Annotated in this window: 29 protein-coding genes; 25 read left to right on the top strand and 4 right to left on the bottom strand. The window is 41.9% G+C overall.

Features of this window, described 5'->3' with window-relative positions; translation table 11 throughout:
* Positions 1 to 54: 54 nt before the first annotated feature.
* The 5 genes from ABFY09_RS10870 (at position 55) to cysS (ending at position 5,313) form a co-directional block, all read left to right on the top strand.
* Positions 55 to 1,041, top strand: a complete 987-nt coding sequence (locus ABFY09_RS10870) for a bifunctional helix-turn-helix transcriptional regulator/GNAT family N-acetyltransferase (RefSeq protein ID WP_347984344.1) — start codon at positions 55 to 57, stop codon at positions 1,039 to 1,041.
* On the top strand, positions 1,038 to 1,790 hold the full coding sequence (locus ABFY09_RS10865; RefSeq protein WP_347984343.1) for an AzlC family ABC transporter permease: 753 nt from the start codon (positions 1,038 to 1,040) through the stop codon (positions 1,788 to 1,790). The genes ABFY09_RS10870 and ABFY09_RS10865 overlap by 4 nt, the downstream gene beginning before the upstream one ends.
* Positions 1,787 to 2,110 (top strand): AzlD domain-containing protein, encoded by a 324-nt coding sequence (locus tag ABFY09_RS10860; RefSeq protein ID WP_347984342.1) that lies wholly within the window; start codon positions 1,787 to 1,789, stop codon positions 2,108 to 2,110. The genes ABFY09_RS10865 and ABFY09_RS10860 overlap by 4 nt, the downstream gene beginning before the upstream one ends.
* A gap of 142 nt (positions 2,111 to 2,252) precedes the next feature.
* Positions 2,253 to 3,926, top strand: coding sequence for a glutamine--tRNA ligase/YqeY domain fusion protein (locus ABFY09_RS10855; protein WP_347984341.1), 1,674 nt, complete (start codon positions 2,253 to 2,255; stop codon positions 3,924 to 3,926).
* A 4-nt stretch (positions 3,927 to 3,930) separates the two neighbouring features.
* Positions 3,931 to 5,313, top strand: a complete 1,383-nt coding sequence (gene cysS, locus ABFY09_RS10850) for a cysteine--tRNA ligase (RefSeq protein WP_347984340.1) — start codon at positions 3,931 to 3,933, stop codon at positions 5,311 to 5,313.
* Between the two features lie 71 nt (positions 5,314 to 5,384).
* On the opposite strand, the gene ABFY09_RS10845 is transcribed toward cysS, so the two are convergent.
* Positions 5,385 to 5,819 carry a universal stress protein gene (locus ABFY09_RS10845; protein WP_347984339.1) on the bottom strand — a complete coding sequence of 145 codons (435 nt, stop codon included), beginning with the start codon at positions 5,817 to 5,819 and terminating at the stop codon, positions 5,385 to 5,387.
* Positions 5,820 to 5,883: 64 nt separating this feature from the next.
* Between ABFY09_RS10845 and ABFY09_RS10840 the strand changes: the two genes are divergently transcribed.
* Positions 5,884 to 6,375 carry a hypothetical protein gene (locus tag ABFY09_RS10840; protein WP_347984338.1) on the top strand — a complete coding sequence of 164 codons (492 nt, stop codon included), beginning with the start codon at positions 5,884 to 5,886 and terminating at the stop codon, positions 6,373 to 6,375.
* Positions 6,376 to 6,379: 4 nt separating this feature from the next.
* On the opposite strand, the gene ABFY09_RS10835 is transcribed toward ABFY09_RS10840, so the two are convergent.
* Entirely contained in the window at positions 6,380 to 7,159 is a 780-nt protein-coding gene (locus tag ABFY09_RS10835) for a DNA topoisomerase I (protein WP_347984337.1), read from the bottom strand.
* Positions 7,160 to 7,348: 189 nt separating this feature from the next.
* Between ABFY09_RS10835 and topA the strand changes: the two genes are divergently transcribed.
* From topA to ABFY09_RS10820, 3 genes are read left to right on the top strand one after another with little or no spacing between them, the layout of a single operon-like run.
* Positions 7,349 to 9,976 carry a type I DNA topoisomerase gene (topA, locus tag ABFY09_RS10830; RefSeq protein WP_347984336.1) on the top strand — a complete coding sequence of 876 codons (2,628 nt, stop codon included), beginning with the start codon at positions 7,349 to 7,351 and terminating at the stop codon, positions 9,974 to 9,976.
* Positions 9,973 to 10,440, top strand: coding sequence for a DUF6586 family protein (locus ABFY09_RS10825; RefSeq protein WP_347984335.1), 468 nt, complete (start codon positions 9,973 to 9,975; stop codon positions 10,438 to 10,440). Before topA ends, ABFY09_RS10825 begins: the two co-directional genes overlap by 4 nt.
* Positions 10,441 to 10,442: 2 nt before the next feature.
* Positions 10,443 to 10,709, top strand: a complete 267-nt coding sequence (locus ABFY09_RS10820; RefSeq protein ID WP_347984334.1) for a hypothetical protein — start codon at positions 10,443 to 10,445, stop codon at positions 10,707 to 10,709.
* Positions 10,710 to 10,777: 68 nt separating this feature from the next.
* Here ABFY09_RS10820 and lexA read toward each other — a convergent pair whose 3' ends face one another.
* Positions 10,778 to 11,398, bottom strand: a complete 621-nt coding sequence (lexA, locus tag ABFY09_RS10815) for a transcriptional repressor LexA (protein ID WP_347984333.1) — start codon at positions 11,396 to 11,398, stop codon at positions 10,778 to 10,780.
* A gap of 69 nt (positions 11,399 to 11,467) precedes the next feature.
* Between lexA and dinG the strand changes: the two genes are divergently transcribed.
* The 9 genes from dinG (at position 11,468) to ABFY09_RS10770 (ending at position 21,061) form a co-directional block, all read left to right on the top strand.
* Positions 11,468 to 13,588, top strand: coding sequence for an ATP-dependent DNA helicase DinG (gene dinG, locus ABFY09_RS10810; protein ID WP_347984332.1), 2,121 nt, complete (start codon positions 11,468 to 11,470; stop codon positions 13,586 to 13,588).
* 120 nt (positions 13,589 to 13,708) lie between these two features.
* A complete protein-coding gene (locus ABFY09_RS10805) occupies positions 13,709 to 15,070 on the top strand; it encodes a DEAD/DEAH box helicase (protein WP_347984331.1) in 1,362 nt (453 codons plus the stop codon).
* Between the two features lie 27 nt (positions 15,071 to 15,097).
* On the top strand, positions 15,098 to 16,519 hold the full coding sequence (locus ABFY09_RS10800) for a protein adenylyltransferase SelO (protein WP_347984330.1): 1,422 nt from the start codon (positions 15,098 to 15,100) through the stop codon (positions 16,517 to 16,519).
* Between the two features lie 43 nt (positions 16,520 to 16,562).
* Complete coding sequence (locus ABFY09_RS10795; protein WP_347984329.1) at positions 16,563 to 17,591, top strand: NAD(P)H-dependent glycerol-3-phosphate dehydrogenase; 1,029 nt, start codon at positions 16,563 to 16,565, stop codon at positions 17,589 to 17,591.
* Complete coding sequence (locus ABFY09_RS10790) at positions 17,584 to 17,868, top strand: DUF4389 domain-containing protein (RefSeq protein WP_347984328.1); 285 nt, start codon at positions 17,584 to 17,586, stop codon at positions 17,866 to 17,868. The genes ABFY09_RS10795 and ABFY09_RS10790 overlap by 8 nt, the downstream gene beginning before the upstream one ends.
* A complete protein-coding gene (sixA, locus tag ABFY09_RS10785) occupies positions 17,855 to 18,334 on the top strand; it encodes a phosphohistidine phosphatase SixA (protein ID WP_347984327.1) in 480 nt (159 codons plus the stop codon). The genes ABFY09_RS10790 and sixA overlap by 14 nt, the downstream gene beginning before the upstream one ends.
* Positions 18,335 to 18,405: 71 nt before the next feature.
* Positions 18,406 to 19,269 (top strand): alpha/beta hydrolase, encoded by an 864-nt coding sequence (locus tag ABFY09_RS10780; RefSeq protein WP_347984326.1) that lies wholly within the window; start codon positions 18,406 to 18,408, stop codon positions 19,267 to 19,269.
* 42 nt (positions 19,270 to 19,311) lie between these two features.
* Positions 19,312 to 20,106 (top strand): DUF4892 domain-containing protein, encoded by a 795-nt coding sequence (locus ABFY09_RS10775; RefSeq protein ID WP_347984325.1) that lies wholly within the window; start codon positions 19,312 to 19,314, stop codon positions 20,104 to 20,106.
* A 19-nt stretch (positions 20,107 to 20,125) separates the two neighbouring features.
* Positions 20,126 to 21,061 carry a patatin-like phospholipase family protein gene (locus ABFY09_RS10770; RefSeq protein ID WP_347984324.1) on the top strand — a complete coding sequence of 312 codons (936 nt, stop codon included), beginning with the start codon at positions 20,126 to 20,128 and terminating at the stop codon, positions 21,059 to 21,061.
* Between the two features lie 25 nt (positions 21,062 to 21,086).
* On the opposite strand, the gene ABFY09_RS10765 is transcribed toward ABFY09_RS10770, so the two are convergent.
* Positions 21,087 to 21,695: a Maf family protein gene (locus ABFY09_RS10765; protein ID WP_347984323.1), complete on the bottom strand. Its 609-nt coding sequence runs from the start codon at positions 21,693 to 21,695 to the stop codon at positions 21,087 to 21,089.
* A gap of 116 nt (positions 21,696 to 21,811) precedes the next feature.
* Here ABFY09_RS10765 and ABFY09_RS10760 point away from each other — a divergent pair, with 116 nt between their 5' ends.
* The 7 genes from ABFY09_RS10760 (at position 21,812) to fabF (ending at position 26,932) form a co-directional block, all read left to right on the top strand.
* The gene (locus ABFY09_RS10760; RefSeq protein WP_347984322.1) at positions 21,812 to 22,354 is read left to right on the top strand and encodes a YceD family protein; all 543 of its coding nucleotides are present in this window, start codon (positions 21,812 to 21,814) and stop codon (positions 22,352 to 22,354) included.
* 17 nt (positions 22,355 to 22,371) lie between these two features.
* On the top strand, positions 22,372 to 22,551 hold the full coding sequence (gene rpmF, locus ABFY09_RS10755; protein ID WP_347984321.1) for a 50S ribosomal protein L32: 180 nt from the start codon (positions 22,372 to 22,374) through the stop codon (positions 22,549 to 22,551).
* An 11-nt stretch (positions 22,552 to 22,562) separates the two neighbouring features.
* Entirely contained in the window at positions 22,563 to 23,507 is a 945-nt protein-coding gene (locus tag ABFY09_RS10750; RefSeq protein WP_347984320.1) for a fatty acid synthesis protein, read from the top strand.
* A gap of 12 nt (positions 23,508 to 23,519) precedes the next feature.
* Positions 23,520 to 24,443: an ACP S-malonyltransferase gene (fabD, locus tag ABFY09_RS10745; RefSeq protein WP_347984319.1), complete on the top strand. Its 924-nt coding sequence runs from the start codon at positions 23,520 to 23,522 to the stop codon at positions 24,441 to 24,443.
* A gap of 43 nt (positions 24,444 to 24,486) precedes the next feature.
* A complete protein-coding gene (fabG, locus tag ABFY09_RS10740) occupies positions 24,487 to 25,221 on the top strand; it encodes a 3-oxoacyl-ACP reductase FabG (protein WP_347984318.1) in 735 nt (244 codons plus the stop codon).
* Positions 25,222 to 25,351: 130 nt separating this feature from the next.
* Positions 25,352 to 25,585, top strand: coding sequence for an acyl carrier protein (gene acpP, locus ABFY09_RS10735; protein ID WP_347984317.1), 234 nt, complete (start codon positions 25,352 to 25,354; stop codon positions 25,583 to 25,585).
* A gap of 105 nt (positions 25,586 to 25,690) precedes the next feature.
* Entirely contained in the window at positions 25,691 to 26,932 is a 1,242-nt protein-coding gene (fabF, locus tag ABFY09_RS10730; RefSeq protein WP_347984316.1) for a beta-ketoacyl-ACP synthase II, read from the top strand.

The following is a 26,932-nucleotide window of genomic DNA, read 5'->3' as shown; positions in this document are numbered from 1 at the left end:
TAAAATGCGTAACCGGTTACATACTTTAATTTATCTTTTTTGGGAATCAAAATAATGCAGCAATTTGGCGTGCTGACGCTTGGGAGTCGGCTTAAGCGTTTAAGTGATTATTTGTTTACGGAAGTGCAAGAAATTTATCTGCAATGTGATGTGCCTATTTCATCTACCTATTTTCCTATTCTTAGGCTCTTGCATGGCACGGGTGGTTTGTCTGTGATGGAGATCGCGGAGAGTTTGCACCTAAGCCATCCGGCTGTTAGCAAGCAAACGGTGAAAATGCTAAAGGAAGATTTACTCGAGAAAGTGGCAGATGAGGATGACCAAAGGCGTTCATTGTTGAGTCTTTCTGAAAAAGGCTTAGATGCCATGAATAAAGTTGAGCCAGTATTGGAAGAAATGAAGGTGGTGATTGAGCAATTCACGGATTTTAGCAGTGATAACTTCATGGCGGGCTTAGCAGCATTAGAAGAAAGGGTTTTGAGCAAGGGTTTGGCAAATAAAGTAATAGACAGATTGTCGCCGTTCAATATTGTTGAGCTTGGTCGTCATCATGAAAAAAGCTTTTATGACCTCAATATGGCTTGGCTGGAGCGATATTTTCCTAGCCAGATTTCAGAGCATGATCTGGCGCTTTTAGAGAGCCCTTTAAAATACGCCTCTCAATATGATGGAAGAGTATGGGTCGCAACACGAGAAATGAATGAGCAAGATGTGGTGCTCGGCACGATTGTCTTAGTTTCCCATGATGATGGGCAAACAGGAGAAATTTTGAAGTTGTCCGTTGCAGAGCACTGCCAAGGTAAAGGTATTGCTCAGGCTTTGTTGTCTCATGTGATTGATTCTGCACAATCTGTGGGAATGGCGAAGTTAACACTCGAAACGGCTTCTTGCTTAACAGCGGCTAAGGGGCTTTATGATAAGAATGGCTTTGTTGAAATGCCTCCACCAAAACCTTCTTTATATGAAAGAGCGGATGTTTACATGGAAAAAATATTAAAAAAAAAGTTGAGAGGCTTCGCGGGAAGGGACGAGAATATATGAATACACGACAACACATGCAACGAGGGGTAGTGGTTTCCATGCCAATGATTCTCGGTGGTGTTCCTTTTGGTCTTTTGTTTGGCTCATTGGCTTCAAGTTATGGTTTGAGTCCATGGTTTGCTGTCGCTATGTCAGCTATTGTTTTTGCGGGCTCTGCTCAGTTTGTTGCGTTGGGATTGATTGCGATTCATGCGCCGATTTGGGTCATTGTTTCGACTACTTTTATTGTGAATCTTAGACATCTTTTGTATGCCGCTGATATGGTTAAATACGTGAAGCATTTGCCTATGTCCCTGCGCTTTATCATGGGTTTTGGTTTGGTTGATGAAACTTATGCTGCAGTGCGGCCTATGTATCAGATTGGCTCGGTCGATGAAAAAACAGGACATAAAGTGTATTTAGGCTCTTTTGTCGCGTTTTATCTGATGTGGAATACAACAACCATTTTAGGTGTTTTGTCTGGGGAGCTGATTCCGGGAATGAGCGAATGGGGATTGGAGTTTGCGATGGTGGCGACCTTTATTGGCATAATTACCCCGTATTTAAAACACAGCCCTTTTTGGTTTTGCATGTTAACGGCTGGCGTTTCTTCCATTGTGTTGTTTGAGTTGCCTAATAACCTTGGTTTGCTGGTATCTGCTGTGATTGGTGTTGTTGCTGGATATCTAGCAGATATAGCCATTGCTTCAGATCAATCGGTTCGTCCTCGCTCTGCAACAGATCAAACTGTGCAAGGAGATAAACAGTGAGCTTGCTAGAATCGGTTCTTATTATCTTGGGAATGTTTGTTGTGACCTTTGGTGTGCGATTTGTTTTGTTCGCACGAGCTCACAAGGTGGTTATGCCTGTCTTCGTGGAAAGGGCGCTGAAGTTTGTTCCTGTTGCTGTGTTGACTGCCATTATTACTCCGATGGTTTTTATGACGGAGAGGCAGATGAATATATCCATAAATAGCCCTTGGCTGGTTGGTGCTTTTGCCGCATTCGCTGTTGGAATTTGGCGGCAGCATCAACTATTGACCATCTTTGTTGGTGTGACTGTATTTTTTATCGCGAAATATACGCTTTAGTTTTCCGGCTTCATAATAAAAATTAAGAAAATAGGTAAAAGATTTAGTGTCTCAATATCCTATGGAAACCTAAATCATATATACTTGTCGGTCAAAGTAATCATTATCGTCAGACGAACATTTATCGGGACTTACATCTAACATGTCAGAAACGTCAAAACCAGGTAACTTCATTACCCAAATCATTGATAAAGATAACGAAGCCGGCAAGCACGGAGGAAAAGTACTTACTCGTTTTCCACCTGAGCCAAACGGCTATTTACATATTGGTCACGCTAAATCCATTTGCCTAAACTTTGGTTTGGCGCAACGTTACAATGGTCAATGTAATCTTCGTTTTGACGACACAAACCCTGAAAAGGAAAGTGTTGAATATATTGAATCTATCAAACGTGATGTTGAGTGGCTTGGCTTTGAATGGAAAGAAGAGCCAAAATTCGCTTCTGACTATTTTGATCAATTATTTGATTTTGCCGTACAGCTTATTCAAGCAGGCAAAGCCTACACTTGCGAACTGAATGCAGAGCAAATGCGTGAATACCGTGGCACCTTGAAAGAGCCAGGGAAAAACAGCCCATACCGCGATCGTAGCGTGGAAGAGAATATGGCTGTATTCATGGATATGAAGGCTGGCAAATACAAAGATGGTGAAGTGGTATTACGTGCCAAGATTGATATGGCAAGTCCTAACATTAACTTGCGTGATCCTATCATTTATCGTGTGCGCCATGTTCATCACCATCAAACTGGTGATAAATGGTGTGTGTACCCGATGTATGACTTCACCCACGGTTTATCCGATGCTTTAGAGCAAGTGACACATTCTATTTGTACATTGGAATTCCAAGATCACCGTCCTCTTTATGATTGGATTTTGGAAACGTTGGGAACATTTCACCCTCAACAAATCGAATTTGCTCGTTTGAACCTAAATTACACGGTAACAAGTAAACGTAAATTGAAGCAGCTGGTGGATGAAAATCATGTAAATGGTTGGAATGACCCTCGTATGCCGACAATTTCAGGTTTACGTCGTCGTGGTTACACAGCTAAATCTATCCGTAATTTCTGTGATCGTATTGGTGTGACCAAGTCCGACAGTGTGGTTGATGTTGGCATGTTAGAACATGCAATTCGTGAAGATTTAGATGCAAATGCGAACCGTGCCATGGTTGTGTTAAATCCAATCAAAGTAACGCTGACAAACTACCCAGAAGATAAAGAAGAAATCTTCACGGTAAATAACCATCCTAAAAACGAAGACGCGGGCGCGCGCGAAGTACCGTTCAGCAAAAATCTTTACATAGACGCAGCGGATTTCGCTGAAGTTCCCCCGCGTAAGTGGAAACGTTTAACGCTTGAAGGTGCGGTTCGTCTTCGTGGTGGATATGTAATTACCTGTGATGAAGCCATTAAAAACGAAGCGGGTGAAGTGGTTGAGCTACTTTGTCGTTACGATGAAAATACATTGGGTGTGAATCCAGAAGGCTATAAGCCAAAAGGCGTAATTCATTGGGTAAGTGCGAAACACGCTGTTGATACAAAAGTGAATCTTTACGATCGCTTGTTTGTTAACGAAGCCCCAGATGCTAATTACGAAGATAAAAGTTTCTTAGATTTTATTAACCCTGAATCTTTAACAACGATTGCTGCAGCAAAAGCAGAGCCATCATTGGTTGAATCAGAAAAGGGTCAAGGTTTTCAGTTTGAGCGAGAAGGCTACTTCTGTCGTGATTTAGAAGAAGACGGCATGGTATTTAATCGTACTGTCACATTGCGTGACTCTTGGGCAAAAATAGAAGCAAAAGGAAAATAAGCGCATGTTAAAGGTTTTTAATACCTTAAGTGGAAAGAAAGAAGTTTTCAAACCCATTGTAGAAGGCAAGGTCGGCATGTATGTCTGTGGTAATACAGTGTACGACTATTGTCATATTGGGCATGCGCGCGCCATGATTTCTTTTGACATTATTTCCCGTTTTATTCGCCACCTTGGTTATGAATTGAATTATGTGCGCAACATTACTGATGTTGAAGACAAAATTATAAAACGTGCTCAAGAGAACAATGAAACGCCAAAAGAATTAACGGAACGAATGATTGCTGCTCAGCAAGAAGATGAATTGCGCCTTGGTAATAAGATGCCTGATCGCGAGCCAAAAGCCACAGAATTCATGCAAGAAATCATTGATATGATTCAAACACTTGTAGAAAAAGGCTTTGCGTATCAAGGTACGTCTGGCGATGTTTATTATCGTGCAAGTGCGTTTAAAGAATATGGAAAGCTTAATAATCGTAAGCTTGAAGATATGTTGGCGGGCGCACGAATTGATGTAGAAGAAGCGAAAGAGCATCCGGCTGACTTTGTATTGTGGAAACAAACAAAAGAAGGTGAAGTATTTTGGTCTTCACCATGGGGAAATGGTCGCCCAGGTTGGCATATTGAATGTTCTGCTATGTCGACAAATTGCCTAGGTAGCCATTTTGATATTCATGGCGGTGGTCCTGATCTTAAATTCCCACATCATGAAAATGAAATTGCACAATCCGAAGCTTGCACAGGCGAAAAGTACGTAAATTACTGGATGCATTGTGGTGCTGTTCGTGTGAACAATGAAAAAATGTCTAAGTCCTTAGGTAACTTCTTCACAGTTCGAGATGTCTTGGCGAAGTTTAATCCTGAGGTGGTTCGTTATCTTATGGTGTCTAGCCAGTATCGCAGTGCGATTGATTATTCAGATCAGAGTTTGTTGGAAGCGAAAGTTGCTTTAGAGCGTCTTTATAATGCATTGCGTGATCAAAAGATCGCCGATACTTATACTCCTAGTGACTTCACAGGTCGCTTTGAAGAAGCTATGAAAGATGACTTTAATACACCTGTTGCGGTTTCTGTTTTGTTTGAATTGGTTCGTGAATTGAACAAGATGAAAACCGAAGATGCTGGGAAAGCGATTTCTCTTGCTGCTGAATTGCGCTTTTTGGCTGAATTGCTTGGCTTGTTGTATCAGGACCCTGAATACTTCTTGCAAAACAGTACTGTGTCAGAAGGCTTGAGTGAAGCAGATATACAGTCGCTAATTGAGCAGAGGGCTCAGGCGCGAAAAGACAAAAATTTTGCCCGTAGTGACGAGATTCGTGATGAGCTAACGAGCCAAGGAATTGAGTTGCTAGACAGTCGTGAAGGCACAACCTGGACGCGTAGCTAGGTAATCAAAAAAGGTGATGCAAGCGCATCACCTTTTTGCTTTGGATAGCTGTTTTGTCTATGTTTAGGTGCTTAGTCTTTGCTGACTTTAATAGCCAAGACGTCACATGGAGCGCCATGAAGAACCCCATTTGCGGTTGAACCAAGTAATAAGGCTAAACCGTGACGACAGTGGCTTCCAACAATAATGAGGTCCACTTGTTTTTCTTCGGCGATGCGGTGTATTTCACTCTCTATACCACCTTGAGTAATGCAGCTTTCTTTAAATGGAATAGATAATTGAGCTTCCAGAATAGAAATTCGTTCTTTGGCTGTTTCTTGAAGTTGAGATTGGATGTCTGTTATATCAATAGGTACATCACCACCATAAGCGTAGTTAAGTGACTCAATAACGTGAAGCATGATGAGTTCTGCGCCGGTTGCTTGGCACAATGCAACCGCCTTGTTGGCGACTTTGATACTTTCATCTGTTAGATCGACAGCGAGTAGAATTCTGTTATACATCATAGAAAACCTCCAAATTTACAAGATACTATTAACTTTAGTTTAAAACCCGAGAAAAACATTATTTATGACTGCTTTTATCGTTATCTTCATTACCTTGTCCTTAATGGGTTCGGCGCTGTGGGTTTTGCCTTCTAAAAAAGAGCGACATCGTATGGATTTACGTATGCAGGCTCGAAAACTTGGTCTTATTGTTCAGCTTACATCAATTGAATTGCCAGACAAGTGGGATAAATCAAAGGAAAGGTGTAAAGTTGTTGCTTATTCGTTTTATCGTGTAAAGGCGTTAACTTCTTTGCCAAAGGTTATTTGGCTGTTGCCTTATGAAGTGTGGAAGTATCAGGCTGTTGGAGATGGCTGGTGGTCTAGTGACAACATTGTTCTGACAGTGACATCGATTAAGACGTTAGAAAAATATGGCGCAATATTAAAGGCAATTGAAATTACGCCGGAGTCTGTTTCACTTTATTGGAATGAGGCTGCGGACAAAGAAGGACTGGAAGAGCTTGCTAAGATGATTTTCTCATTGACTGACATTTCATCTGTTCTAAATAAATAAGCTTTTAAAGTTCTTCTTTTTCAGACTCTTGTGTGCTTGTTTTATTGTTATCAATATTTTGAATTAAGCCCCCAAGTGCTTCCTCTGGATTGTCGCTGTTTTTAATGGCTTCAATCTGCGGAGAGAGAATGGCTTTCATGCGATCTGTGACAAAAGTGTTTAAGATTTTCTTTTCAGGTCGCTCCACTGAGTCTGATTTGATGTGTGAAAGAATAACGCCATAAAGAGTTTGTGCTACACGCATGTCACCATCGTCAAAGTTTTTGTTGGCTTGAACGAGCTGACGGTTTAATTGAAGCCATAGATTTAACCATCTTAGATAATCATAGCAAGCTTGATAATGGGTGTTACTGATTCTGCCTTTCCTGCGTAGGTAAAGTAGTAGCTTGGCAAGTTTGGTTAAACGCTCTTTTAAATTACTCTTTTCTTGAAAATTTAATATTTCTGGTTCGGGGCTAAACTCAATGGCGTCACTGTTTTGCCCTTCTTCTGCTTTGGCAATACGAATTTCTGTTTTTTCTGGGTCATCAGAATACTGTAGAAGCTCGCGAAGTGTGTCTAGATAAAAATCATAAAGAACATCCGTTGCTATGGTATCTGTGTTAATGTCCTTGATACCTCTGATGTGTTGTTCAATGCGATCGGCTCTATTTGATAGATGTAATTGTTTTACTCGGCGTGCCGTTATCTCTTTTTCTTTTTGATGTGCGCGTGATCCAATGATCACAGATAAGATGACTATGATGATTAAAAAGGCAATTGTTAAAATTTGAAGCGTAGCCATGATTGTCCTTAAGCAATGAATTCAGTATGTTAAATAAGAAATACTAAGTTCAGCAAGATATAATATGAGAAACAATACAGGGATCGCTTGTCATATAAAAGGTGTTTGCTTAATATCAGCGCCCCAAGAGATTAAACTTCGTGCAATGTGGATTTGCAGACCTAATTTATAAAAGGCTTACACAGTTCAATGGGAAAATCACTGGTTATCGTGGAATCGCCAGCTAAGGCGAAAACCATAAACAAATATCTGGGCAATGACTTTATTGTTAAATCGAGTGTAGGGCACATTCGAGACCTGCCAACAGGTACAACTTCCTCATCAACGCCTCAGGAGCGTGCAAAGCAGGCTGCGTTGACGCGTAAAATGAGCCCAGAGGAAAAGATTGCATATAAAAGTGCTAAATCTAGAAAGCAGTTGATTGCCAGAATGGGGGTTGATCCAGAAAATCATTGGAAAGCCCATTATGAAGTTCTTCCTGGCAAGGAAAAGGTTGTCGATGAATTAAAACGCTTAGCTAAAAATGCTGACACTATCTATCTTGCGACCGATTTGGATAGAGAGGGTGAGGCGATTGCTTGGCATTTGCGTGAAGCTATTGGTGGTGACGATAGCCGATATAAGCGAGTGGTCTTCAATGAAATTACAAAAAAAGCCATTACAGCAGCTTTTGATACACCTTCTGAATTAGACTTGAATCGTGTTAACGCTCAACAAGCACGTCGATTCTTGGATCGCGTTGTTGGTTTCATGGTATCTCCTTTATTATGGGCGAAAGTAGCTCGCGGCTTGTCTGCTGGTCGAGTTCAATCCGTTGCAGTTCGTTTGATCGTTGAGCGAGAAAAAGAAATTCGAGCTTTCATTCCTGATGAATTTTGGGAGTTGGATGCTATGTTGGCAACACCTTCGAAAGAAGTGATCAAGTTCGAAGCAACCAAATATCAGAGCAAAGAATATCGACCAGTCAATCAGGCTCAATCTGATGAGCATGTTGGCCGTTTAGAGAAAGCCAAATACCTAGTTAGCAGCCGAGAAGATAAACCGACGACGAGTAAGCCGTCTGCACCATTTATTACTTCAACACTTCAGCAGGCTGCCAGCACGCGTTTAGGTTACGGTGTTAAGAAGACCATGATGTTGGCCCAAAGGCTTTATGAAGCGGGTTACATCACTTATATGCGTACAGACTCGACAAACTTGAGTGCCGATGCGGTTGAGGCATTGAGGGGCTATATCTCAACTCATTTTGGCGAAGCTTATTTACCAGCAGAACCTATTCGTTACAGCAGCAAAGAAGGGGCGCAAGAAGCCCATGAAGCGATTCGACCTTCTGATGTAAATGTGCGAGTGGATGATTTGCTCGGTATGGAAAAAGACTCTCACCGCTTATATGACTTAATTCGCAGTCAATTTATGGCGTGTCAGATGACGCCTGCAGAGTATACTTCGACCACAATTACAGTAACCAGTGGTGAATACGAGTTTAAAGCAAAAGGCCGAATTTTACGTTTTGATGGTTACACCCGTGCCATGCAAACGGTTGTCAAAAAAGGTGAAGATAATATCCTACCTGATGTAGGTAAAGGTGAATATCTCGATTTAAAAGAGCTTTTACCAGAGCAGCACTTTACTAAACCAATTGCGCGCTTCAGTGAAGCAAGTTTGGTAAAAGAGCTTGAAAAGCGTGGTATCGGCCGACCTTCTACATACGCCTCTATTATTTCGACGATTCAAGACCGAGGGTATGTTCGTGTTGAGAATCGCCGTTTTTATGCTGAAAAAATGGGTGATATCGTTACTGAGCGTCTAGTAGACAGCTTTAGTTCACTGATGAATTTCAGTTTTACAGCGCAAATGGAAGAGCAACTCGACGATATTGCAGAAGGCCACAAAGACTGGATTAAAACGCTTAACGCATTTTATAAAGACTTTAGTGGTGTTTTGGCGAAAGCAGAGTCGCCTGAAGGTGGTATGATGCTGAACGAGCCAACGCCGACGGATGTTGAGTGTCCTACTTGTTCTCGTCCTATGCAAATTCGTACGGCCAGCACAGGTGTATTTATGTCTTGTTCTGGTTACGCTTTACCACCAAAAGAACGCTGTAAGGCAACGATCAACCTAGTTCGTGGTGATGAAGCGGTTGCCGTTGACGACGAAGAAGGTGAATCTAAAGCACTTATTAATAAGCAACGTTGTAAGATTTGTGGCTCTGCAATGGACAGCTATTTGATGGATGAAAAACGCAAACTGCATGTTTGTGGTAACAACCCATCTTGTTCTGGTTATGAAGTGGAGAAAGGCACATTCAAAATTAAAGGTTACGATGGTCCTGTTATTGAGTGCGATAAATGTTCTGCTGATATGCAGCTTAAAACAGGTCGATTTGGTAAGTATTTTGGTTGTACCAATGAAGATTGTAAAAACACTCGTAAGCTCTTGAAGAGTGGTGAAGCTGCGCCTCCGAAAATGGACCCTGTGCCAATGCCTGATTTAGCATGTGTCAAGGTGGAAGACCATTACATATTGCGTGATGGCGCGACAGGCTTATTCCTTGCGGCAAGTCAGTTTCCTCGAAAACGAGAAACACGTGCACCATTAGTGAAAGAATTGCTACCGTACATGGATCAAATTGATCCTAAATACCATTTCTTTGCAAAGGCGCCAGTTGCTGACTCAGAAGGTCGACCAACCATTATTCGTTATAGCCGTAAAACCAAAGAACAATATGTTATGACGGAAGAGGAAGGGAAACCGACTGGCTGGAAGGCCTTTTATGTTGGCTCTAAATGGGCCATCGAGGAAGGCAAAAAGAAATGAGTGGTGTTAGTTTAGCAAGTTTAACTAATCAGAAAATTGATACAGCAAGACGTTTTATTCAACAAAGCCAAGATATAGGTGAGAAGTGGTTAAGTGTTGGGCTAGAAAGTTCAGCAATATTTCAACTTAAAAGTGCGTTGAATGGCTTGTTGAAGGAAATTTCATCTGCTTATTCGCTGTCAGGTTCTTTGACGGTTTCTGTGCTTATGAAAGAGGCAGAATCCAAACACATGGTTGTGCCGGCATTGAGTGAATTGGCCGATTTATGTGATCGCAAAGATTCTTGGTGTGCTCAATTGGAGCAGGCTTACCTTGCTCAGTTGGAGTGTCGTGCTACTGTGTCAGTTATGAGCAGTAATAACCTTATTGGTCGTGGCAACGATGCGGGCGCTTCAGTGGGTTTCTATTTGGCGAATTTAGCTGAGTTGATTTTGCGTTTTAGAGAAGAGTCATCAGAGTATTGAATATGAAAGAGTCCTACCTAGAAATTGTTGAGCTGGAGAACGGTGATATTGTGCTGAGACCAGCCAGTGAAGATGGTGAGGAAACAACACCGCTAGCAACATTGCAAATATCAGACGACACTCGATCTTATTTGAAAGATCGTTACTTCGAACTGGCAAAGTGCATGTTTCATGCAGGCATTGATTATGTTTACTCAGATGAGTCTTTTTTTGATGAAGGTGCTGAATATCTTGATAATGAAGAGTTTCGACCAAAAATTCTGCATTAATTGATCGTTAGTTGTTATTTAGAAAAGCGAAGCAAATGCTTCGCTTTTCTATTGGTGCTGACAAACTTTTAAAGGCCTTGTCTTATTACGCCGACAGACAGCCCTTCAATGGCAAAGTCTTCGCTTTCGAGGTCAACAATGATGTCATTGTATTCTTCGTTTTCAGGAATTAGGCGAACAATGCTGCCTTTTTGCTCAAAGCGTTTTACTGTTACTTCATCACCGATGCGTGCAACGACTACTTGGCCATTGTGTACAGTATTGGTTTTGTGAACAGCAAGAAGGTCGCCTTCCATTATGCCGATATTCTTCATGCTGGTTCCTGAGACCGAAAGGAAGTAATCCGCCTGAGGTGAAAACATATTGGCTGGAATGTTGACATGTGAGTCAATGTTCTCTTGAGCAAGAATAGGGTAGCCGGCGGCAACTTTTCCAATGATTGGTAAGCCTAAGTCCTCTGGCTCGTCATTGGAGGTTTCTTCAATGAGGCGAATCCCACGAGAGGCGCCAGATAGCATTTCAATCGCCCCCTTTTTTGATAAGGCTTTTAAATGCTCTTCGGCAGCATTGGGTGATTTAAACCCAAGGCGACGGGCGATTTCTGCTCTAGTAGGTGGAAACCCTGTTTCATTAATAAATTCACGAATGGTTTCTAGTACGTCAGATTGTCTTTTGGTTAATTTAATCATAAGGAGTCTGGTTGTTTATACAGTAACTGTTATTATATACAGCATTCTTAACTAATCTCAATGATATAAATGCTTTCAGACGAACTAAAAAAACAAATTCAACTCGCATACCGTGCTTCTTTGGATGCGAAGTCCCATAAACCAAGGGCTGGACAGCGCCAAATGATAGGTGCTATCGCTCGTACATTAGGGAATATTAAGCAAGGCACGGAAGGCGAGAGGCTGGATGAAAAGCATGTTGCTGTTGTTGAGGCTGGAACAGGAACCGGTAAAACGCTTTCATATTGTCTTGCCGCCATTCCAATTGCGAAAGCACGTGGTTTAAAACTGGTCATTTCAACAGCGACGGTTGCGCTGCAAGAGCAGATTCTCCACAAAGAGTTGCCTGACCTACTTGAGCATACCGAGTTGAATTTCAAATATACCTTAGCCAAAGGGCGAGGCCGGTATTTGTGTTTGAATAATCTAGAGGGTTTTTTAAGCTCAGAAGAACAAGCTATTGATGATATGTTTGCAGGGCTTTTTGAGCAGCATTTACAGTCGGATGATGTGAATACCGCTTTGTATCAAGAAATGGATGCGGCGTTAGAAAAAGGTAGCTGGGACGGCGATAAAGATAATTGGGAAGGTGTTATTCGTGAGCAAGATTGGCGCCGTTTAACCACAGACCATCAGCAGTGTACGAATCGAAATTGTGCTAATTATTCAGTGTGCCCATTTTTTAAAGCGAGAGCCGAAATTGAAGTGGCTGATGTAATTATTGCAAACCATGATTTGGTTTTAGCGGATTTATCCCTTGGTGGTGCGATTTTGTCAGCACCGAAAGAAACAATTTATGTGTTTGATGAAGGTCATCATTTGCCAGATAAGGCGATTGGTCATTTCCGTCATGAAGTTAGATTGCAGCAGAGTATTGTTTGGCTTCGTCAATTGGAAAAGAATCTTGTTAATCTCAAGCAAGAACTAACAGATGATGTCAGTTTAACAGGTCAGCTTTTACTTAAAATTCCTCAGCAAATACAAAGTATTGTCAACTTTATTCAATATGCCCAACAAGGTTTAGCTCCTTATATTCAAGGTTTAGGGTTGGACCAGGAAAACAATCAGCATCGTTTTGAGTTTGGTTTAATACCAGATGAGCTGCGCCAATTGGCTTACAGCCTACAAACCTCTTATCAGAAACTATTTAACAACATCGAAAGCATTCAGGATGAATGTAAGAAAACCAAGCAAAATGAAGGTATGGGAATTACGCCGGAAACAGCAGAAACTTGGCAGCCAATATTGGGCGTGATTTTGGGTAGATTGGAGCAATCGGTCAGTTTGTGGCGGTTATATTCTATAGTTGATGACCAAAATTATCCGCCTAATGCTCGTTGGTTGGTTTTATCTGGACAAGGCATGGAGCAGGATATCGAACTTGGTGGTTCTCCTATTTTGGCGGCAAACACACTGAGACAGCAACTTTGGGATAAGTGCTTTGGCGCTGTGGTGACTTCTGCAACACTGACGGCACTCAACCAGTTTCATCGCTTTAATATGCGCTCCGGTGTTCCCCTTGAAAGTGAATATTTGCGAGTATTGAGCCCATTTGATTTTCAAGAAAACGGCTTGTTGATCGTTCCTGATATGGAGAATGAGCCAAACCGCGTTGAGCAACATACGGCAGAAATTATTGCTTATGTAAATAAATCAGTAGATATTGCAAAAGGCAGTCTAGTTCTGTTTTCTTCGCGTCGACAAATGGAAGAAGTGTCTTTGTCTCTATCTGATAAGTTGAAAGAAATTTTACTTATGCAAGGAGAGCAATCCAAGCGCGTTATTCTGGATTCTCATAAATCACGGATTGATGACGGCAAAGGAAGTTTATTATTCGGCTTGGCTAGTTTTGCTGAAGGTGTTGATTTACCTGGAAATTACTTAACAAGAGTCTATATTGCTAAAATTCCGTTTGCGGTTCCGGACGACCCTGTTGAGGCAACTCTGGCGGAATGGATTCAAAAACGTGGCGGTAACCCATTTATGGAAATTACTATTCCTGATGCATCTTTGAGGTTGGTTCAAGCAACTGGTCGTTTATTGAGAAATGAAAAAGACTCTGGTGAAATCCATATATTAGATAAGCGCTTAAAGACAAAGCGTTATGGGGCTCAATTAATTAGTAGTTTGCCGCCTTATCGATATCAATGAACACACCAGACAAAAAGCAAAGGGTGATAAAGCCTTGTCAATTAGGTACACTCCTTACACAAATGTTTATCATCAAAAACATATAACCTTAAAACATTATAGAAGCGTATAGATTCCAATATGGAAAACCAAAATCAAGAAGTGTCATCAGAAAAAACAGTAAAACCTAAGCGTAGCCGCCGTCCAAATAAGCGCCCTCGAAACAACAGTGAAAAGCCAGTAAACGCAAAAGACTCTCAAACTCCTGATTCCGTTGATGAGGCTCAGAGTGGTTCTAAAAAAGCTTCAATTTGGTCTATTGAAGACTTTCCAGTAGCGGAAGTTGAGGGTAAGTTGCGCTTTCATGATTTAAACCTTCCTGATCGTGTTTTGAAGTCTATTTCTGAAATGGGATTTGAGTACTGCAGCGAAATTCAAGCGGAAACATTGCCGATGACCTTGCAGGGCTATGACATTATTGGTCAAGCTCAAACAGGTACAGGCAAAACAGCGGCTTTCCTAATCGCTATGATCAGTGACTTCTTAGATTACCCATTAGAAGAAAAACGTGCGAATAACTTGGCGCGTGGTTTGATTATTGCTCCGACTCGTGAATTGGCGTTGCAGATTGCCGATGAAGCTGAAAAGCTAACGTCAAACTGTCATTTGAATGTTGTTTCATTAGTGGGTGGTTTGAGTTATGAAAAGCAAAAAATTGCTTTAGAAACTGAGAATGTTGATATCTTAGTGGCGACTCCGGGGCGATTATTGGATTTTGCTCGAAATCGTAAAGTGCTTTTGAATAAAGTGGAGTGCCTTGTTTTAGATGAAGCGGACCGTATGTTGTCTATGGGCTTCATTCCAGATGTGAAAAGCATTATTCGCATGACACCGCATAAAGAAACACGACAAACTATGCTGTTCAGTGCAACTTTCCCTAAAGACGTGCAAGCATTGGCTCAACAATGGACTTACTTCCCGAAAGAAGTGTCTGTTGTGCCAAAGGAAGCGACAAACAAAAACATTGAGCAAGTTATTTATACTGTGGAAGCAGATCAGAAATGGCCTGTCTTGAAGCAGTTGATTGAAGAAAATGGTGGTCAACGTACTATCATATTTGCCAATCGCCGCGACGAAACTCGTGACCTTTTTGAACGTTTGCGTAAAGCGAATATTAACTGCGCTATTTTATCTGGTGAAGTGGCTCAGGATAAGCGCGTCAAAACCCTGAAGAACTTCAAAGAAGGTTCTATTCAAGTGCTTGTTGCGACTGATGTGGCAGGGCGAGGCATTCACGTAGACAACGTTGAGCTGGTTGTGAACTATGCTTTACCTGAAGATCCAGAAGATTATGTTCACCGTATTGGTCGAACGGGTCGTGGTGGTGAATTAGGTAAATCCGTTAGCTTCGCAAGTGAAGATGACGCCTTTATGATTCCGGAAATAGAAAGAGTTGTCGGTGAGAGTATCCGTTGTGAATATATGGTGGATATGTCTCAATAAACATCGCTTACTTTTTAGTGAGATAAGATGAACTTAGAACATCACTTTTCAATGTTGGGCGATATGTTTTCATCGAAAACAGTCGTTCAACCACTTCTTGAGCAGCGATTGGTTGAATTTAATCAGTCGCTCGCCACGTTTTTATTCATCGATATCAAGTCCTCCCAAACCAAGCGTTTATTGAGTGGTGAAGATGCAGCGCCTCATAGTTTAAGTATGGTTTACGCTGGTCATCAGTTTGGTGGTTTTTCTCCTCAACTTGGCGACGGGCGAGGTGTATTGCTAGGAGAAGTTCGAGGTCAAGACAGTCTTTTATACGATTTGCATATGAAAGGTGCAGGGCCCACGCCTTATTCTCGTCGCGGTGATGGTCGTGCAGTGCTGCGCTCCTGTATTCGTGAGTATTTGGCGAGTGAAGCGATGGCCGCTTTGTCTATCCCAACTTCTCGTGCTTTAGGGCTTTATGATAGTCGTGAGGCGGTTTATCGTGAGCAGCCAGAAGCTGGCGCTATGTTGTTGAGAGTGGCTCAAGGGCACATTCGGTTCGGTCACTTTGAATACTTCTTTTATCAGGGAAAGCAGGATCAGCTAAACGAGCTGATTGACTATTGTCTTGAGCATTACTACCCAGACTCTCTGAAAACAGACGTTCCATTAGAAAACATGCTCAAAGAGGTAGTGAAGCGAACCGCTCGAATGATTGCTAAATGGCAAGCAGTTGGTTTTCAGCATGGCGTGATGAATACGGATAATTTCTCATTTACTGGTGAGACGCTTGATTATGGCCCTTATGGATTCATGGAAGACTATGAGCCGGATTGGGTGTGCAATCACTCAGATTATGAAGGGCGTTATGCTTTTTCTCGGCAACCGGGTATTGGGTTGTGGAATTTAAACTGCTTGATGAAATGTTTTTCAAAGCATTTAGAGCGAGATCAGTTGGTTGCCATTCTGCAAGGTTATGAGGTTGAATTACAAACCCATTACGATGCATTGATGATGGTGAAGCTTGGGTTGAATTCCTCTAAAGACGTGCATACCTTGTTGCCGCCACTTTTTAGTATTTTAGCTAGTGAGAAGATGGATTACTCTGTGTTTTTTCGCTTGCTTAGTTATTCTGAAAAGGATGGTTTTAGTCTTTTGCTTGATGAAGTCGTGGATCGTCAGAGGCTACAGAGTTGGTTGCAAGACTATCAGGCAGCGCGTATTGCTGGGTGTTCAGATTGGCAGAGTGTGAGCGAATCAATGACTCAAGTTAATCCGAAATTTATACTAAGAAATTATTTGGCTCACAGTGCCATTTTGGCGGCGGAACAGGGTGATTATTTACCTTTTAGACGTTTGTTAAATGTACTGGCTTCTCCTTTCGATGAGCACCCTGAGTCGGATTCGCTTGCTCAGCGCGTGCCTGAATGGGGTAAGTCATTAGAAGTGAGTTGTTCATCTTAATTTGGCTTAAGATGATATTAATAGACAAAGAGAAATTATGGTTATGAAGCATTCGGTATGTGTATTAGGTGGCGGCAGTTTTGGTACAGCCTTGGCAAATATTATGGCCAACAATGGTCATCAAGTAAGCCAGTGGATGCGAAATGAAGAGCAGGTTGAAGAAATTAATTTAACTGGGTTGAATAATCGATATTTACCTAATGCGCCATTGCATCGTGAATTGCTGGCGACGTCGAACTTGGAGCAAGCAATTCGAGAAAGTGATACGGTTTTTGTTTCAATTCCGTCGAAGTCTTTTGAGCAGGTCGTTCAGCGAATAGAGCCTTTGTTGACAGCAGATAAAATTTTAATCAGTACCACAAAGGGGTTTAATCCAAATCGTTTTGAGCTAATGAGTGATATTTTGCGTCGAAACCCTATCACGCAAAAAATTGGTGTACTGAGTGGTCCTAATTTGGCAAAAGAGATCGCAGCAGGTCAAATGACAGGCTCTGTTATTGCTAGCTCAGATGATCAAGTTAGACAAAGAGCGATAGAGTTGCTGAAATCTCCTGCGTTTCGTGTCTATGAAAATAAAGACAGTGCAGGTGTGGAGCTCGCTGGCGCACTCAAAAATATTTATGCGATTGTTTGTGGACTTGCGAAGGCGTTAAATGTTGGTGAAAACACCATGTCGATGATTATGACGCGTAGTTTGGCTGAAATGAGTCGTTTTGCTGTACATTTTGGTGCGAATCCAATGACATTCTTGGGTTTGGCTGGAATGGGAGATTTGATCGCAACCTGTACTTCACCGTTGAGCCGCAACTATCGTGTTGGTTTTGCTATTGGTTCAGGTCAAGATTTAGAAGAAGCAATCGGTTCTATTGGAGAGGTTGCTGAAGGTGTGAATACGTTAAAAATGGTAGTGGAAGAAGCTCATAAACATGGTTTATATATGCCGTTGGCTGAAGGCTTATCTAAGCTATTATTTGAAGGTGCAAAGCTTGAGTCGTTGATTGGTTCAATGATGACAGGTGAGCAAAAATGGGATGTGGAGTTCGCGACAAATGAGGAGAGTAACAATGTCTAAGCCAGGTTATGCTGATCAGGGTTTTTGGTTTCGTTTGATTTTTATGTTGGTTTATTGGGTGGTGCTCAATATTGTGATGAGCGTTTTTGGCATCTTATTGGTAATAGTGAGCTTGGTGAAACTTGGCTCAAAGCATGAGCCGAAAACGTTATCTGTATGGTTAAAAAGTGTTACGGCTTTTATTCAGCAGATTTTCTTATTTTTGTCTTTCGCTGAAGAGGAAAAACCTTTTCCATTCCAACCTTGGCCGCAAGAAGAGATAGATGAAGACGCTTAAGCGCTTATACGTTTTGCGTCATGGTCATGCTGAGCCTTATAGCCACAGTCAGGACGCACAACGAAAACTAACAGAAAAAGGAGTTGCGCAAGTTATCTCGACGGCAGAGGCTTTTGTTGAACGGGCTGAGCATCTTGATGTTATTTTTGTGAGTCCGTATTTAAGAGCTCAGCAAACGGCGAAAACCTTTCTTGCAACCTTTGGTGGGACGGTTGAGGTGAAAGATTGCCCAGAAATCACTCCAGATGGCCGAGCGATGAATGTTGCAGCTTGGCTTGGTGAGCAGGCTGACAATACGATTTTGCTGATAACACATCAGCCTTTTGCCTATCAGTTAATTGATTATTTGGTTGATGAACCCTTGCCTCTAGATCTCTCGATGGAAACTGCGACCATGGTTGCCCTTGAAGGGGAATTATTGGCTGGCGCTTGCTGTCAATACCGTTGGAAAATTTCAGCACTTTAGCCTCTTATTAGTTTGAGCTTAGATGTTGAATAGCCGAGTCATACTTCATTCATTTATTGGTAAAAAGTACGATGGGAAATGACATAGTTTATAAACTAAGGCATACCGAAATTTCAGGTTTGCAGTGGTTACCAAAAAACACTTCTGCTTTAAAAATCTTGTCATTGCATGGTTGGCTGGATAATGCGGCTAGCTTTTCTAATTTATCTCCTCATTTTTCTGAGTTCTCACATGTTGCTTTAGATCTTGCTGGGCATGGCTTTTCTCAACATCGTCCTGATGGCAGTTTTTATCATCTATGGGATTATGTGTTGGATGTGGTGTCGATCTTAAATCAATCGAATCAGAGTGTTTGGTTGGTTGGGCATAGCATGGGCGGTGCTGTGGCTATGTTGGTGGCTGCGATTGCGCCAGATAAAGTAAGAGGTTTGGTGATTCTGGATAATATGGGGCCGTTAAGTGGTTCACCAGAAAACAGAGTCATGACCTTACAGCGCTCCATTAATAAGATGCTTAAACATCGAAAAGATCGAGGTACGAGCTACAAAACAAAAGAAGCTATGACGCTTGCTCGTATGGATGGGTTTACTAAATTATCAAAAGCAGCATCGAGCTTACTTGTTGAGCGAGGTGCGAAGCAAAATGCAGAAGGTGTTTGGACATGGCGTCACGATGGCAAGCTAACCTTCCCATCGCCTTTTAGAATGGATGAAGAGAGCATTGAAGCTTTTATTCAGGAGATTAAGTGTCCTACATTGGCGTTAATTGCTCGGGACGGTATTTATAAAGATGACCATTTGTTGGTTGAAAAGCGTGCCGCGCAGTTTCCGTGGATAAAACTACAGTGGTTAGGGGGGAATCATCACTTTCATCTTGAGGCAGACACTTGTTTTTGTGTAGCAACGGAAATTAAACGCTTTATTAATCAAAATTAATTTACATAGCCTAAGTTGAATATGGGCGATTAGGAAAAATATATGGCTAAGTTTCGTGGAATATTATGCTTGTTGGTTTTGTGGTGTTCTTTTGTTTCGGCAGATGTTTCGAGAGTTGATCCGTATCGTGATGCGCAACTTGTTAAAAGCCAATCAGAAGTTAGCGTTTTGGTTGAGGTGCCTCTTAGTAAAATTCGTCGTGCGGGAAGCGGCTGGGAGCCAGAAGAAGTTATTCGCTTAGAAGGTGATCACTTTACGTCTTTGTATAAAATAAACCGGAATGCGCTTTTGGGAGAGGTTTATTCTCATTACCGAGCAGGATTACAAAAAAGTGGACAAGAGATTGTATTTGAGTGTGAAAGCCGTAGCTGTGGCAGCAGTAACGCTTGGGCAAATAACTTTTTTAAAGATTATCTTTTGTATGGTGCAGACCAAAGTCAGTTTTTGCTTGTTGTTAAAGGTTCAGCAGGGGAGTATCAAATTTTATATTTGAATCGTCGTGGTGCGGGCGATGTTATGGTTCGTCTTGATCAGGTAAAGCCTGTTAAGTTGCAAGATACGGAATTTGGTATTATCGCTCAAATGGATGCGCAAGATATTCCTCGGATTCGTCGTTTTGTTCGAGACTTGTCTAGTGATCAAAGTGTGATCGCATTTGTGACGAGTAATAGAGAAGGAAGTCGCTCTGCTATTGGCTCTGGGGATCAACTTATTGATGCCATTGAAGCTGGTTTGGGTGATCAGCTGAAAGCGAAGGTTCGTTTTATTAATCTGGCTGACCTTGGTCGCGAATCACTTGGTGTTAATCGTGTTTCCTTTGTTTATGAGCGCCCTTAGGTTTTAGGTGTTGATGAATATGAAAAAAACTGTTGCTCTTATTTTAGGTAGTGGTGCAGCTCGTGGTAATGCACATATTGGTGTTATTCAAGCGTTAGACGAACGTGGTTATGAAATTATTAGTATTTCGGGTTGTTCTATTGGTGCCATTATCGGTGGTGTTTTTGCCGCAGGTAAATTAAATGAATACCGTGAGTGGGCTGAATCCCTAGATAAAGTGGGTGTTTTGCGCTTACTTGATGTATCTCTTTTGAATGGCGGTTACATTAAAGGTGATCGCTTTTTTGAGAAAATCCAGAGCATTATAGGCGATTTAAATATTGAGTCGTTGCCTATTGATTATACGTCCGTGGCTGTGGATTTATTGAACCAAAAAGAGTTTTGGTTTCAGCGTGGAGATTTGATCGAAGCCATGCGTGCTTCTTCCGCAATCCCTTCGATTGTTGCACCTGTTTCGATAGCTGGGCAGTTGTATGTTGATGGTGGAGTGTTAAACCCGTTGCCAATTACCCCAAGTGTCTCAGCTGCAGCAGATTACATTGTGGCGGTTGATTTAAATGGCCCTGCGAAATGCATACCTGATGAAATAGAGCTTGAAAAGCTAGATGATAAGGAAGACGACTCTGCTTGGTGGGGAAGTGTAAAAAAGCTCTTTCATAAAGGGCAGGATGATTCGGATGAGGATAAACCAAAATACTCTTCCGATTCTTGGGGGCGATTACAAACCGTCAATATGATGTTTGAAACAATGCAAGAGTCTTTGACGCAATACAAATTAGCGGGTTATCCACCAGATTTATTGATTTCTATCCCAAAAGATATCTCAGGGTTTTATGAGTTTTGGAAGGCGAAAGAGCTGATTGATTTCGGCTACGATATCACGCTAAAAGCGATTGATGATTTAGAAACTCCGGCAGCCAATTATTACACCTTCCCTAAAGGCTATAAGCCTTAATATGGGCTCTGATTTTCGGTATGTTTTATATAGAGGAACTGATTGGGTTTACTCCTTGCTCTCGTAATAACCGACAGAGAGAAATTAAAGGTAAACCAATTAGACTGTTAGGGTCATCTCCTTCCATTCTTTCAAATAAACTGACGCCTAATCCTTCGCATTTAAAGCTTCCAGCGCAGTTGAGTGGTTGCTCAATTTGCACGTAACTTTCTATTTCTTGGTGTGTTAGCTCTCGAAAGTACACATGGTACTCGCTTAGCGCATATTGATAAGACTGATCTTCTTGGTCCAACAGACAAAGACCTGTCAGAAAGCTAACTTTTTTACCGCTAAAACTAGAAAGCTGCTTAACTGCATTTTGGTAGGTGTGTGGTTTACCTAATGTTTGTTTGTCTAATACGGCAACTTGGTCGGAGCTAATGATAAGGGCATGAGATTGAGTTGATTTCTTACGGTCTTGATCGACTGCAAACGCTTTTTCTATTGTTAGGCGCTTAACTAGTGTCTCTGGGCTTTCATTGTCAAATGGTGTTTCATCTATAGACGGTGAATGGCATTCAAAAGGAAGATTTAAGCGTACTAGTAGCTCTTTTCTATAGGGAGAAGAGGAGCCTAAAATGAGTATCTTTTGCATTGTTATTCAAGCATTTAATTAGAATGAGACGTTATTTTACTTTTTTTTGAGCCGAATAACTTAAAAGAGTGAAAAAAAACGCTTAAACAGCACTTAGACTTTGACAATTAGAGTCCTTGGCAATATTATCTGCCGCCATGTTGAATGACACATTACCTAAATATTTTGACCCTCGTAAATACGCTAACCATGAGTCAGCGATTGATGGGGGTATGCCTCTTAATCAATTTAAGGAGCTTTGTGCTATATTGGCCTCAGATAAGGGTGATGTATCTATTCATCTAGACTTTAGAGTTGATGAGGATAGGCGCTACATTGCGACTGGTTCATTAACAACGAAGGTTCACTTAGTGTGCCAACGTTGTATGGGGCCTGTGGCACATGATCTGACGTTAGATTTATCTTTGGCCTTTGTTTATGACGAAGATCATGCGAAAAATATACCGGCTGATTACGACCCTGTTGTCATGACCGATGGTGACGTAATCTTAGCAGATATGGTGGAACAAGAAATTATACTTGCTTTACCTATTGTCGCTTATCACGAAGAAAGTGGTTGCAACCCAACAGCTGTAAAGTATGCCTCGTCTACCGATGACGCACCGGATGACGAAAAACCGAATCCATTTAGTATATTGGCCCAATTAAAGGCTAAGTAAAGTTAGGAGCTCCAAAAATGGCAGTACAAAAAAGTAAAGTAACTCGTTCACGTCGCGGCCAGCGTCGTTCACACGATGCTTTGACAGGCGCAACTCTATCTGTAGAACAGACTACTGGTGAACTTCACCGTCGTCACCACGTTTCTGCCGATGGTTTTTATCGTGGCCGTCAAGTTATTACACCTAAAGGTGAGTAACTAAGATACCCATGATCAGGGTAGCTTTAGACGCTATGGGCGGGGACTTAGGTCCCCGCATTGCATTTGATGGTGTTGAGGAAATTCTCTCGCGTTATGATGATGTGGCCATCACTATTTATTATTCCCCTTATGCCGGATTATCCCTTCCAGTTCCGAATGAACGTTTATCTCTGATAGCTTGCTCTGACGTAATTGATGGAGATGATGAGATCGTTTTATCCTTATTTCGTCGTCGTAATGCTACGCTTTATCAATCCTTGGATGCTTTAGCAAAAGGCTCGTCTGATGTTGCTGTAACATTGGGGAATACTGGTGCGATGGTGGCGCTTGCTCGTCACATTCTTGGCTTATTAAGACCAAAGCTTTATCCTGCGTTGATTAGGGAGTTGTATTCTAACCCCTTGCGTTGTTTAGTAGATTTGGGGGCGAATGTTCACTGTCCTTCATCCATGCTGATTGGTTTTGCTGAATTGGGTGGGGCTTATGTTGAAGTCTTGAGTAATGAAGCGCCTAAAGTGGGTTTGTTGAATGTTGGGGTGGAGAGTACGAAAGGTAGTGTGGTTATTAAAGAGGCGGACTATCTTTTATCTAACAGAGAATGGCCCACTTATCTTGGTTATGCTGAAGGTTCTGAGCTGTTTGAAGGTGAAAAAAATGTCATTGTTTGTGATGGCATGGTAGGTAATGCAGTATTAAAGGCATCGGAAGGTCTTTTGTCTTTTTTGATGGGGAAATTTAAAGGGGTGGATGGTATTTCCTCTTTGTTCGAGACTTTTTACCAAACTGAGCGTAGACATGGTGCTTGTTTAGCTGGTGTGCGTGGCAATTTGGTAAAAGGTCATGGTTGTTCTGATGTGCCAGCAATGATTGGTGCAATCGAGTACGGCATTGATATAGCGCGAGCAGATTTATATTCTGCCATGGAAGCGCGACTTTGTGATAAGGCTTCATAGTTAGGAGATTAAATGAGTACTAAATTAGCGTTTGTTTTTCCGGGGCAAGGTTCTCAGCAGTTAGGGATGTTGTCTGATTTAGCTGAAAAGCATGATGTAATAGGGCAGACTTTTGCGGAAGCATCAGCTGTGCTTGGTTACGATTTATGGGATCTTGTGCAAAATGACGCTGAAAAGTTGAGTCAAACCGATAAGACTCAGCCAGCTCTTCTAACGGCAAGCGTTGCTTTGTGGCGTCTTTGGGAGCAACAAGGTGGTGCTAAGCCTGATTATGTTGCTGGTCATAGTTTAGGTGAATATTCTGCGTTGGTATGTTCTGGTGTCGTGGCGTTCAGTGATGCTGTTGAGCTTGTTAAATTGCGCGGTGAATACATGCAGCAAGCGGTTCCGGCAGGTGAAGGGGCAATGGCGGCGATCATCGGATTAGATGACGATAAAGTTGTAGCGGCTTGTTCTGCAGCGGAGGGTATTGTTAGTGCAGTTAACTTTAACTCTCCTGGGCAGGTGGTTATCGCAGGTCATGTTTCAGCAGTTGAAGCAGCAATGGCGAATGCTAAAGAAGCTGGCGCTAAGCGTGCATTACCACTTCCTGTTAGTGTTCCTTCTCATTGTGAATTGATGGTACCTGCAGGCGAAAAGTTGGCTGAAAAGTTGAACTCCATCGAATTCAATGCGCCCTCTTGTGTGTTGGTGCAAAATGTGACCGCTCAGGCTGTATCAGACCCAGAAGTTATTAAAGCAAACTTGGTTGCTCAATTAAGTGAGCCTGTATTATGGACTCAGTCTGTTATCTTGCTTTCTGAACTGGGTGTAACTGAAACTCTAGAATGCGGCCCAGGTAAAGTATTGAGCGGACTGAATAAGCGAATCGTTAAAGGTCTTGCTGCCTCTTCTTTAGGTGATTTATCTGGTTTTGAAGCGGCTCTATCTGCTTAATTGATATTGATACAATTGTTTGAATTAATTGTTGGAGACAAAAATGAGTCTTGAAGGGAAAATCGCTCTAGTAACTGGAGCTACTCGTGGCATAGGTAAAGCAATTGCAACAGCTTTGGTTGAGCAGGGCGCTACTGTGATTGGTACGGCTACAAGCGAGTCTGGTGCGCAGAGTATTAGCGAATACTTAGGCGATAAAGGCAAAGGTTGGGTTCTAGATGTATCATCAAGTGAATCTGTTGATACTGTTGTAAAAGAAATTGCTGCAGAATTTGGCGCGCCAACAATTTTGGTTAATAATGCGGGTATTACTCGTGACAACCTTATGATGCGAATGAAAGAAGATGAGTGGGAACAAGTAGTTAACACTAACCTTACTTCAGTATTTCGTGTCACAAAAGCTTGCCTACGTGGCATGACCAAGGCAAAATTTGGTCGTGTGATTAGCATTAGTTCTGTTGTTGGCTCTATGGGTAACGGCGGGCAAACAAATTACTCTGCTGCAAAAGCTGGACTAGAAGGTTTTAGTCGCTCTTTGGCTGCAGAAATTGCATCTCGTGGTATTACAGTAAATTGTGTTGCTCCGGGATTTATTGAAACGGATATGACTAAGGTGCTTCCAGAAGAGCACAAAGCGAAATTGGTTGAAAAAGTACCTTCTTCGCGCCTTGGTCAACCAGAAGAAATTGCGGCTGCTGTCGCATTTTTAGCGTCGCAAGGCGCTGCTTACATCACCGGTGAGACATTACATGTCAATGGCGGTATGTATATGTCGTAATTTGAGTTGAATTTTATATTTAATTCAACGAAAATACGTCTCCGGTTGATGTATAGAATCATGCCTTTTAGGTTATCGAATATTATAATTGCTCACACTGAGCTGTTAATGAGTAAAGTAGGAACTTCTAATGAGTAGCATTGAAGAACGCGTTAAGAAAATTGTATGTGAACAACTAGGTGTTAAAGAGGAAGACGTTATTGCTTCTGCATCTTTTGTTGATGATTTAGGTGCAGATTCCCTAGACACTGTAGAGTTGGTTATGGCTCTTGAAGAGGAATTTGATACTGAGATTCCTGATGAAGAAGCTGAAAAAATCACTACTGTACAAGCAGCGAACGACTACATCAACGCTAACTTGTAAGATATTGGTTTACTGAGTTTCCCGAAAAGCCGCTTGTATTCTATTACAGCGGCTTTTCTTATTAATAGCTCTTCAGAATTGAAGGCGAATGGCTGGAGGAGTCTTATGTCTCGTCGTCGGGTTGTAGTCACAGGTATGGGAATGGTGACACCCCTTGGCAATAATGTGAAAGATACGTGGGATAACATATTAGAAGGCAAAAGTGGTGTGTCAGAGATCACCAGTTTTGATGCTAGCCAATTTTCCACTCGTTTTGCAGCTCAAGTGCATGATTTTGATGCCACTCAATATATGAGTGTAAAAGAAGCTCGCAAAATGGATCTTTTTATTCAATATGGCATTGCCGCATCTGTGCAAGCATTAGAGGACGCTAACCTAAATGCGGCCACAACAGATTTAAGCCGTGTTGGTTGTGCGATAGGTTCAGGCATTGGTGGTTTGCCAATGATTGAGAAAAACCTAGAGCTATTGAATGAATCGGGCCCAAAACGTATTTCTCCTTTTTTTGTACCAGGCGCGATTATTAATATGATTTCTGGTCATGTCGCAATACGCTTTGGCTTTAAAGGCCCTAATATTTCTATTGTGACTGCTTGTACAACAGGTACTCATAATATTGGTATGGCTGGACGCATGATTGCGTATGGCGATGCTGATGTCATGATTGCTGGTGGTGCCGAAATGGCAATTACTCCTTTAGGTATTGGTGGTTTTGGCGCAGCTAGAGCACTGTCTACTCGCAATGATGATCCTAAAACAGCAAGTCGCCCATGGGATAAAGACCGAGATGGTTTTGTAATGGGAGATGGTGCTGGAATTTTAGTTTTAGAAGAATATGAGCATGCTGTTGCTCGTGGTGCAAAAATATACGCAGAGCTTGCTGGTTTTGGTATGAGCGATGATGCACACCACATGACTGCGCCGCCAGAAGGTGGTGAAGGTGCAGCAGCGGCAATGAGTGCCGCATTAAGAGATGCTGATCTAAAACCTGAGCATATTGATTATATAAACGCTCATGGTACATCTACTCCTGCAGGAGATTTAGCAGAAACTCAGGCGGTGAAATCTTTGATGGCTGAAGATGCCGCGGATGTTGCAATCAGTTCGACCAAGTCAATGATTGGTCACTTGCTTGGTGCGTCGGGCGCTGTAGAGTCTATTTTCTCGATCTTGGCTATTCGAGATCAGGTGGCTCCACCGACGATTAATTTAGAAGAGCAGGGCGAAGGCTGCGATTTGAATTATGTGCCAGGAACACCGCAGAAACGAAAAATCGATGTTGTATTGAATAACTCGTTTGGTTTTGGTGGTACAAACGGAACTTTAGTCTTCAAAAAGGTCGATTAA

Source organism: Marinomonas sp. 5E14-1, from assembly GCF_039939215.1.
In the GTDB taxonomy this organism is placed as follows: Bacteria; Pseudomonadota; Gammaproteobacteria; order Pseudomonadales; family Marinomonadaceae; genus Marinomonas.
The sequence above is the reverse complement of the archived record's forward strand: the minus strand, read 5'-3'. Positions and strand labels throughout refer to the sequence as shown.

Coding starts and splice junctions, on each gene's coding strand:
- ABFY09_RS10870 (WP_347984344.1), top strand. CDS start 55: ATGCAGCAATTTGGCGTGCTGACGCTTGGGAGTCGGCTTAAGCGTTTA.
- ABFY09_RS10865 (WP_347984343.1), top strand. CDS start 1,038: ATGAATACACGACAACACATGCAACGAGGGGTAGTGGTTTCCATGCCA.
- ABFY09_RS10855 (WP_347984341.1), top strand. CDS start 2,253: ATGTCAGAAACGTCAAAACCAGGTAACTTCATTACCCAAATCATTGAT.
- cysS (WP_347984340.1), top strand. CDS start 3,931: ATGTTAAAGGTTTTTAATACCTTAAGTGGAAAGAAAGAAGTTTTCAAA.
- ABFY09_RS10845 (WP_347984339.1), bottom strand. CDS start 5,819: ATGATGTATAACAGAATTCTACTCGCTGTCGATCTAACAGATGAAAGT.
- ABFY09_RS10840 (WP_347984338.1), top strand. CDS start 5,884: ATGACTGCTTTTATCGTTATCTTCATTACCTTGTCCTTAATGGGTTCG.
- ABFY09_RS10835 (WP_347984337.1), bottom strand. CDS start 7,159: ATGGCTACGCTTCAAATTTTAACAATTGCCTTTTTAATCATCATAGTC.
- topA (WP_347984336.1), top strand. CDS start 7,349: ATGGGAAAATCACTGGTTATCGTGGAATCGCCAGCTAAGGCGAAAACC.
- ABFY09_RS10825 (WP_347984335.1), top strand. CDS start 9,973: ATGAGTGGTGTTAGTTTAGCAAGTTTAACTAATCAGAAAATTGATACA.
- ABFY09_RS10820 (WP_347984334.1), top strand. CDS start 10,443: ATGAAAGAGTCCTACCTAGAAATTGTTGAGCTGGAGAACGGTGATATT.
- lexA (WP_347984333.1), bottom strand. CDS start 11,398: ATGATTAAATTAACCAAAAGACAATCTGACGTACTAGAAACCATTCGT.
- dinG (WP_347984332.1), top strand. CDS start 11,468: ATGCTTTCAGACGAACTAAAAAAACAAATTCAACTCGCATACCGTGCT.
- ABFY09_RS10805 (WP_347984331.1), top strand. CDS start 13,709: ATGGAAAACCAAAATCAAGAAGTGTCATCAGAAAAAACAGTAAAACCT.
- ABFY09_RS10800 (WP_347984330.1), top strand. CDS start 15,098: ATGAACTTAGAACATCACTTTTCAATGTTGGGCGATATGTTTTCATCG.
- ABFY09_RS10795 (WP_347984329.1), top strand. CDS start 16,563: ATGAAGCATTCGGTATGTGTATTAGGTGGCGGCAGTTTTGGTACAGCC.
- ABFY09_RS10790 (WP_347984328.1), top strand. CDS start 17,584: ATGTCTAAGCCAGGTTATGCTGATCAGGGTTTTTGGTTTCGTTTGATT.
- sixA (WP_347984327.1), top strand. CDS start 17,855: ATGAAGACGCTTAAGCGCTTATACGTTTTGCGTCATGGTCATGCTGAG.
- ABFY09_RS10780 (WP_347984326.1), top strand. CDS start 18,406: ATGGGAAATGACATAGTTTATAAACTAAGGCATACCGAAATTTCAGGT.
- ABFY09_RS10775 (WP_347984325.1), top strand. CDS start 19,312: ATGGCTAAGTTTCGTGGAATATTATGCTTGTTGGTTTTGTGGTGTTCT.
- ABFY09_RS10770 (WP_347984324.1), top strand. CDS start 20,126: ATGAAAAAAACTGTTGCTCTTATTTTAGGTAGTGGTGCAGCTCGTGGT.
- ABFY09_RS10765 (WP_347984323.1), bottom strand. CDS start 21,695: ATGCAAAAGATACTCATTTTAGGCTCCTCTTCTCCCTATAGAAAAGAG.
- rpmF (WP_347984321.1), top strand. CDS start 22,372: ATGGCAGTACAAAAAAGTAAAGTAACTCGTTCACGTCGCGGCCAGCGT.
- ABFY09_RS10750 (WP_347984320.1), top strand. CDS start 22,563: ATGATCAGGGTAGCTTTAGACGCTATGGGCGGGGACTTAGGTCCCCGC.
- fabD (WP_347984319.1), top strand. CDS start 23,520: ATGAGTACTAAATTAGCGTTTGTTTTTCCGGGGCAAGGTTCTCAGCAG.
- fabG (WP_347984318.1), top strand. CDS start 24,487: ATGAGTCTTGAAGGGAAAATCGCTCTAGTAACTGGAGCTACTCGTGGC.
- acpP (WP_347984317.1), top strand. CDS start 25,352: ATGAGTAGCATTGAAGAACGCGTTAAGAAAATTGTATGTGAACAACTA.
- fabF (WP_347984316.1), top strand. CDS start 25,691: ATGTCTCGTCGTCGGGTTGTAGTCACAGGTATGGGAATGGTGACACCC.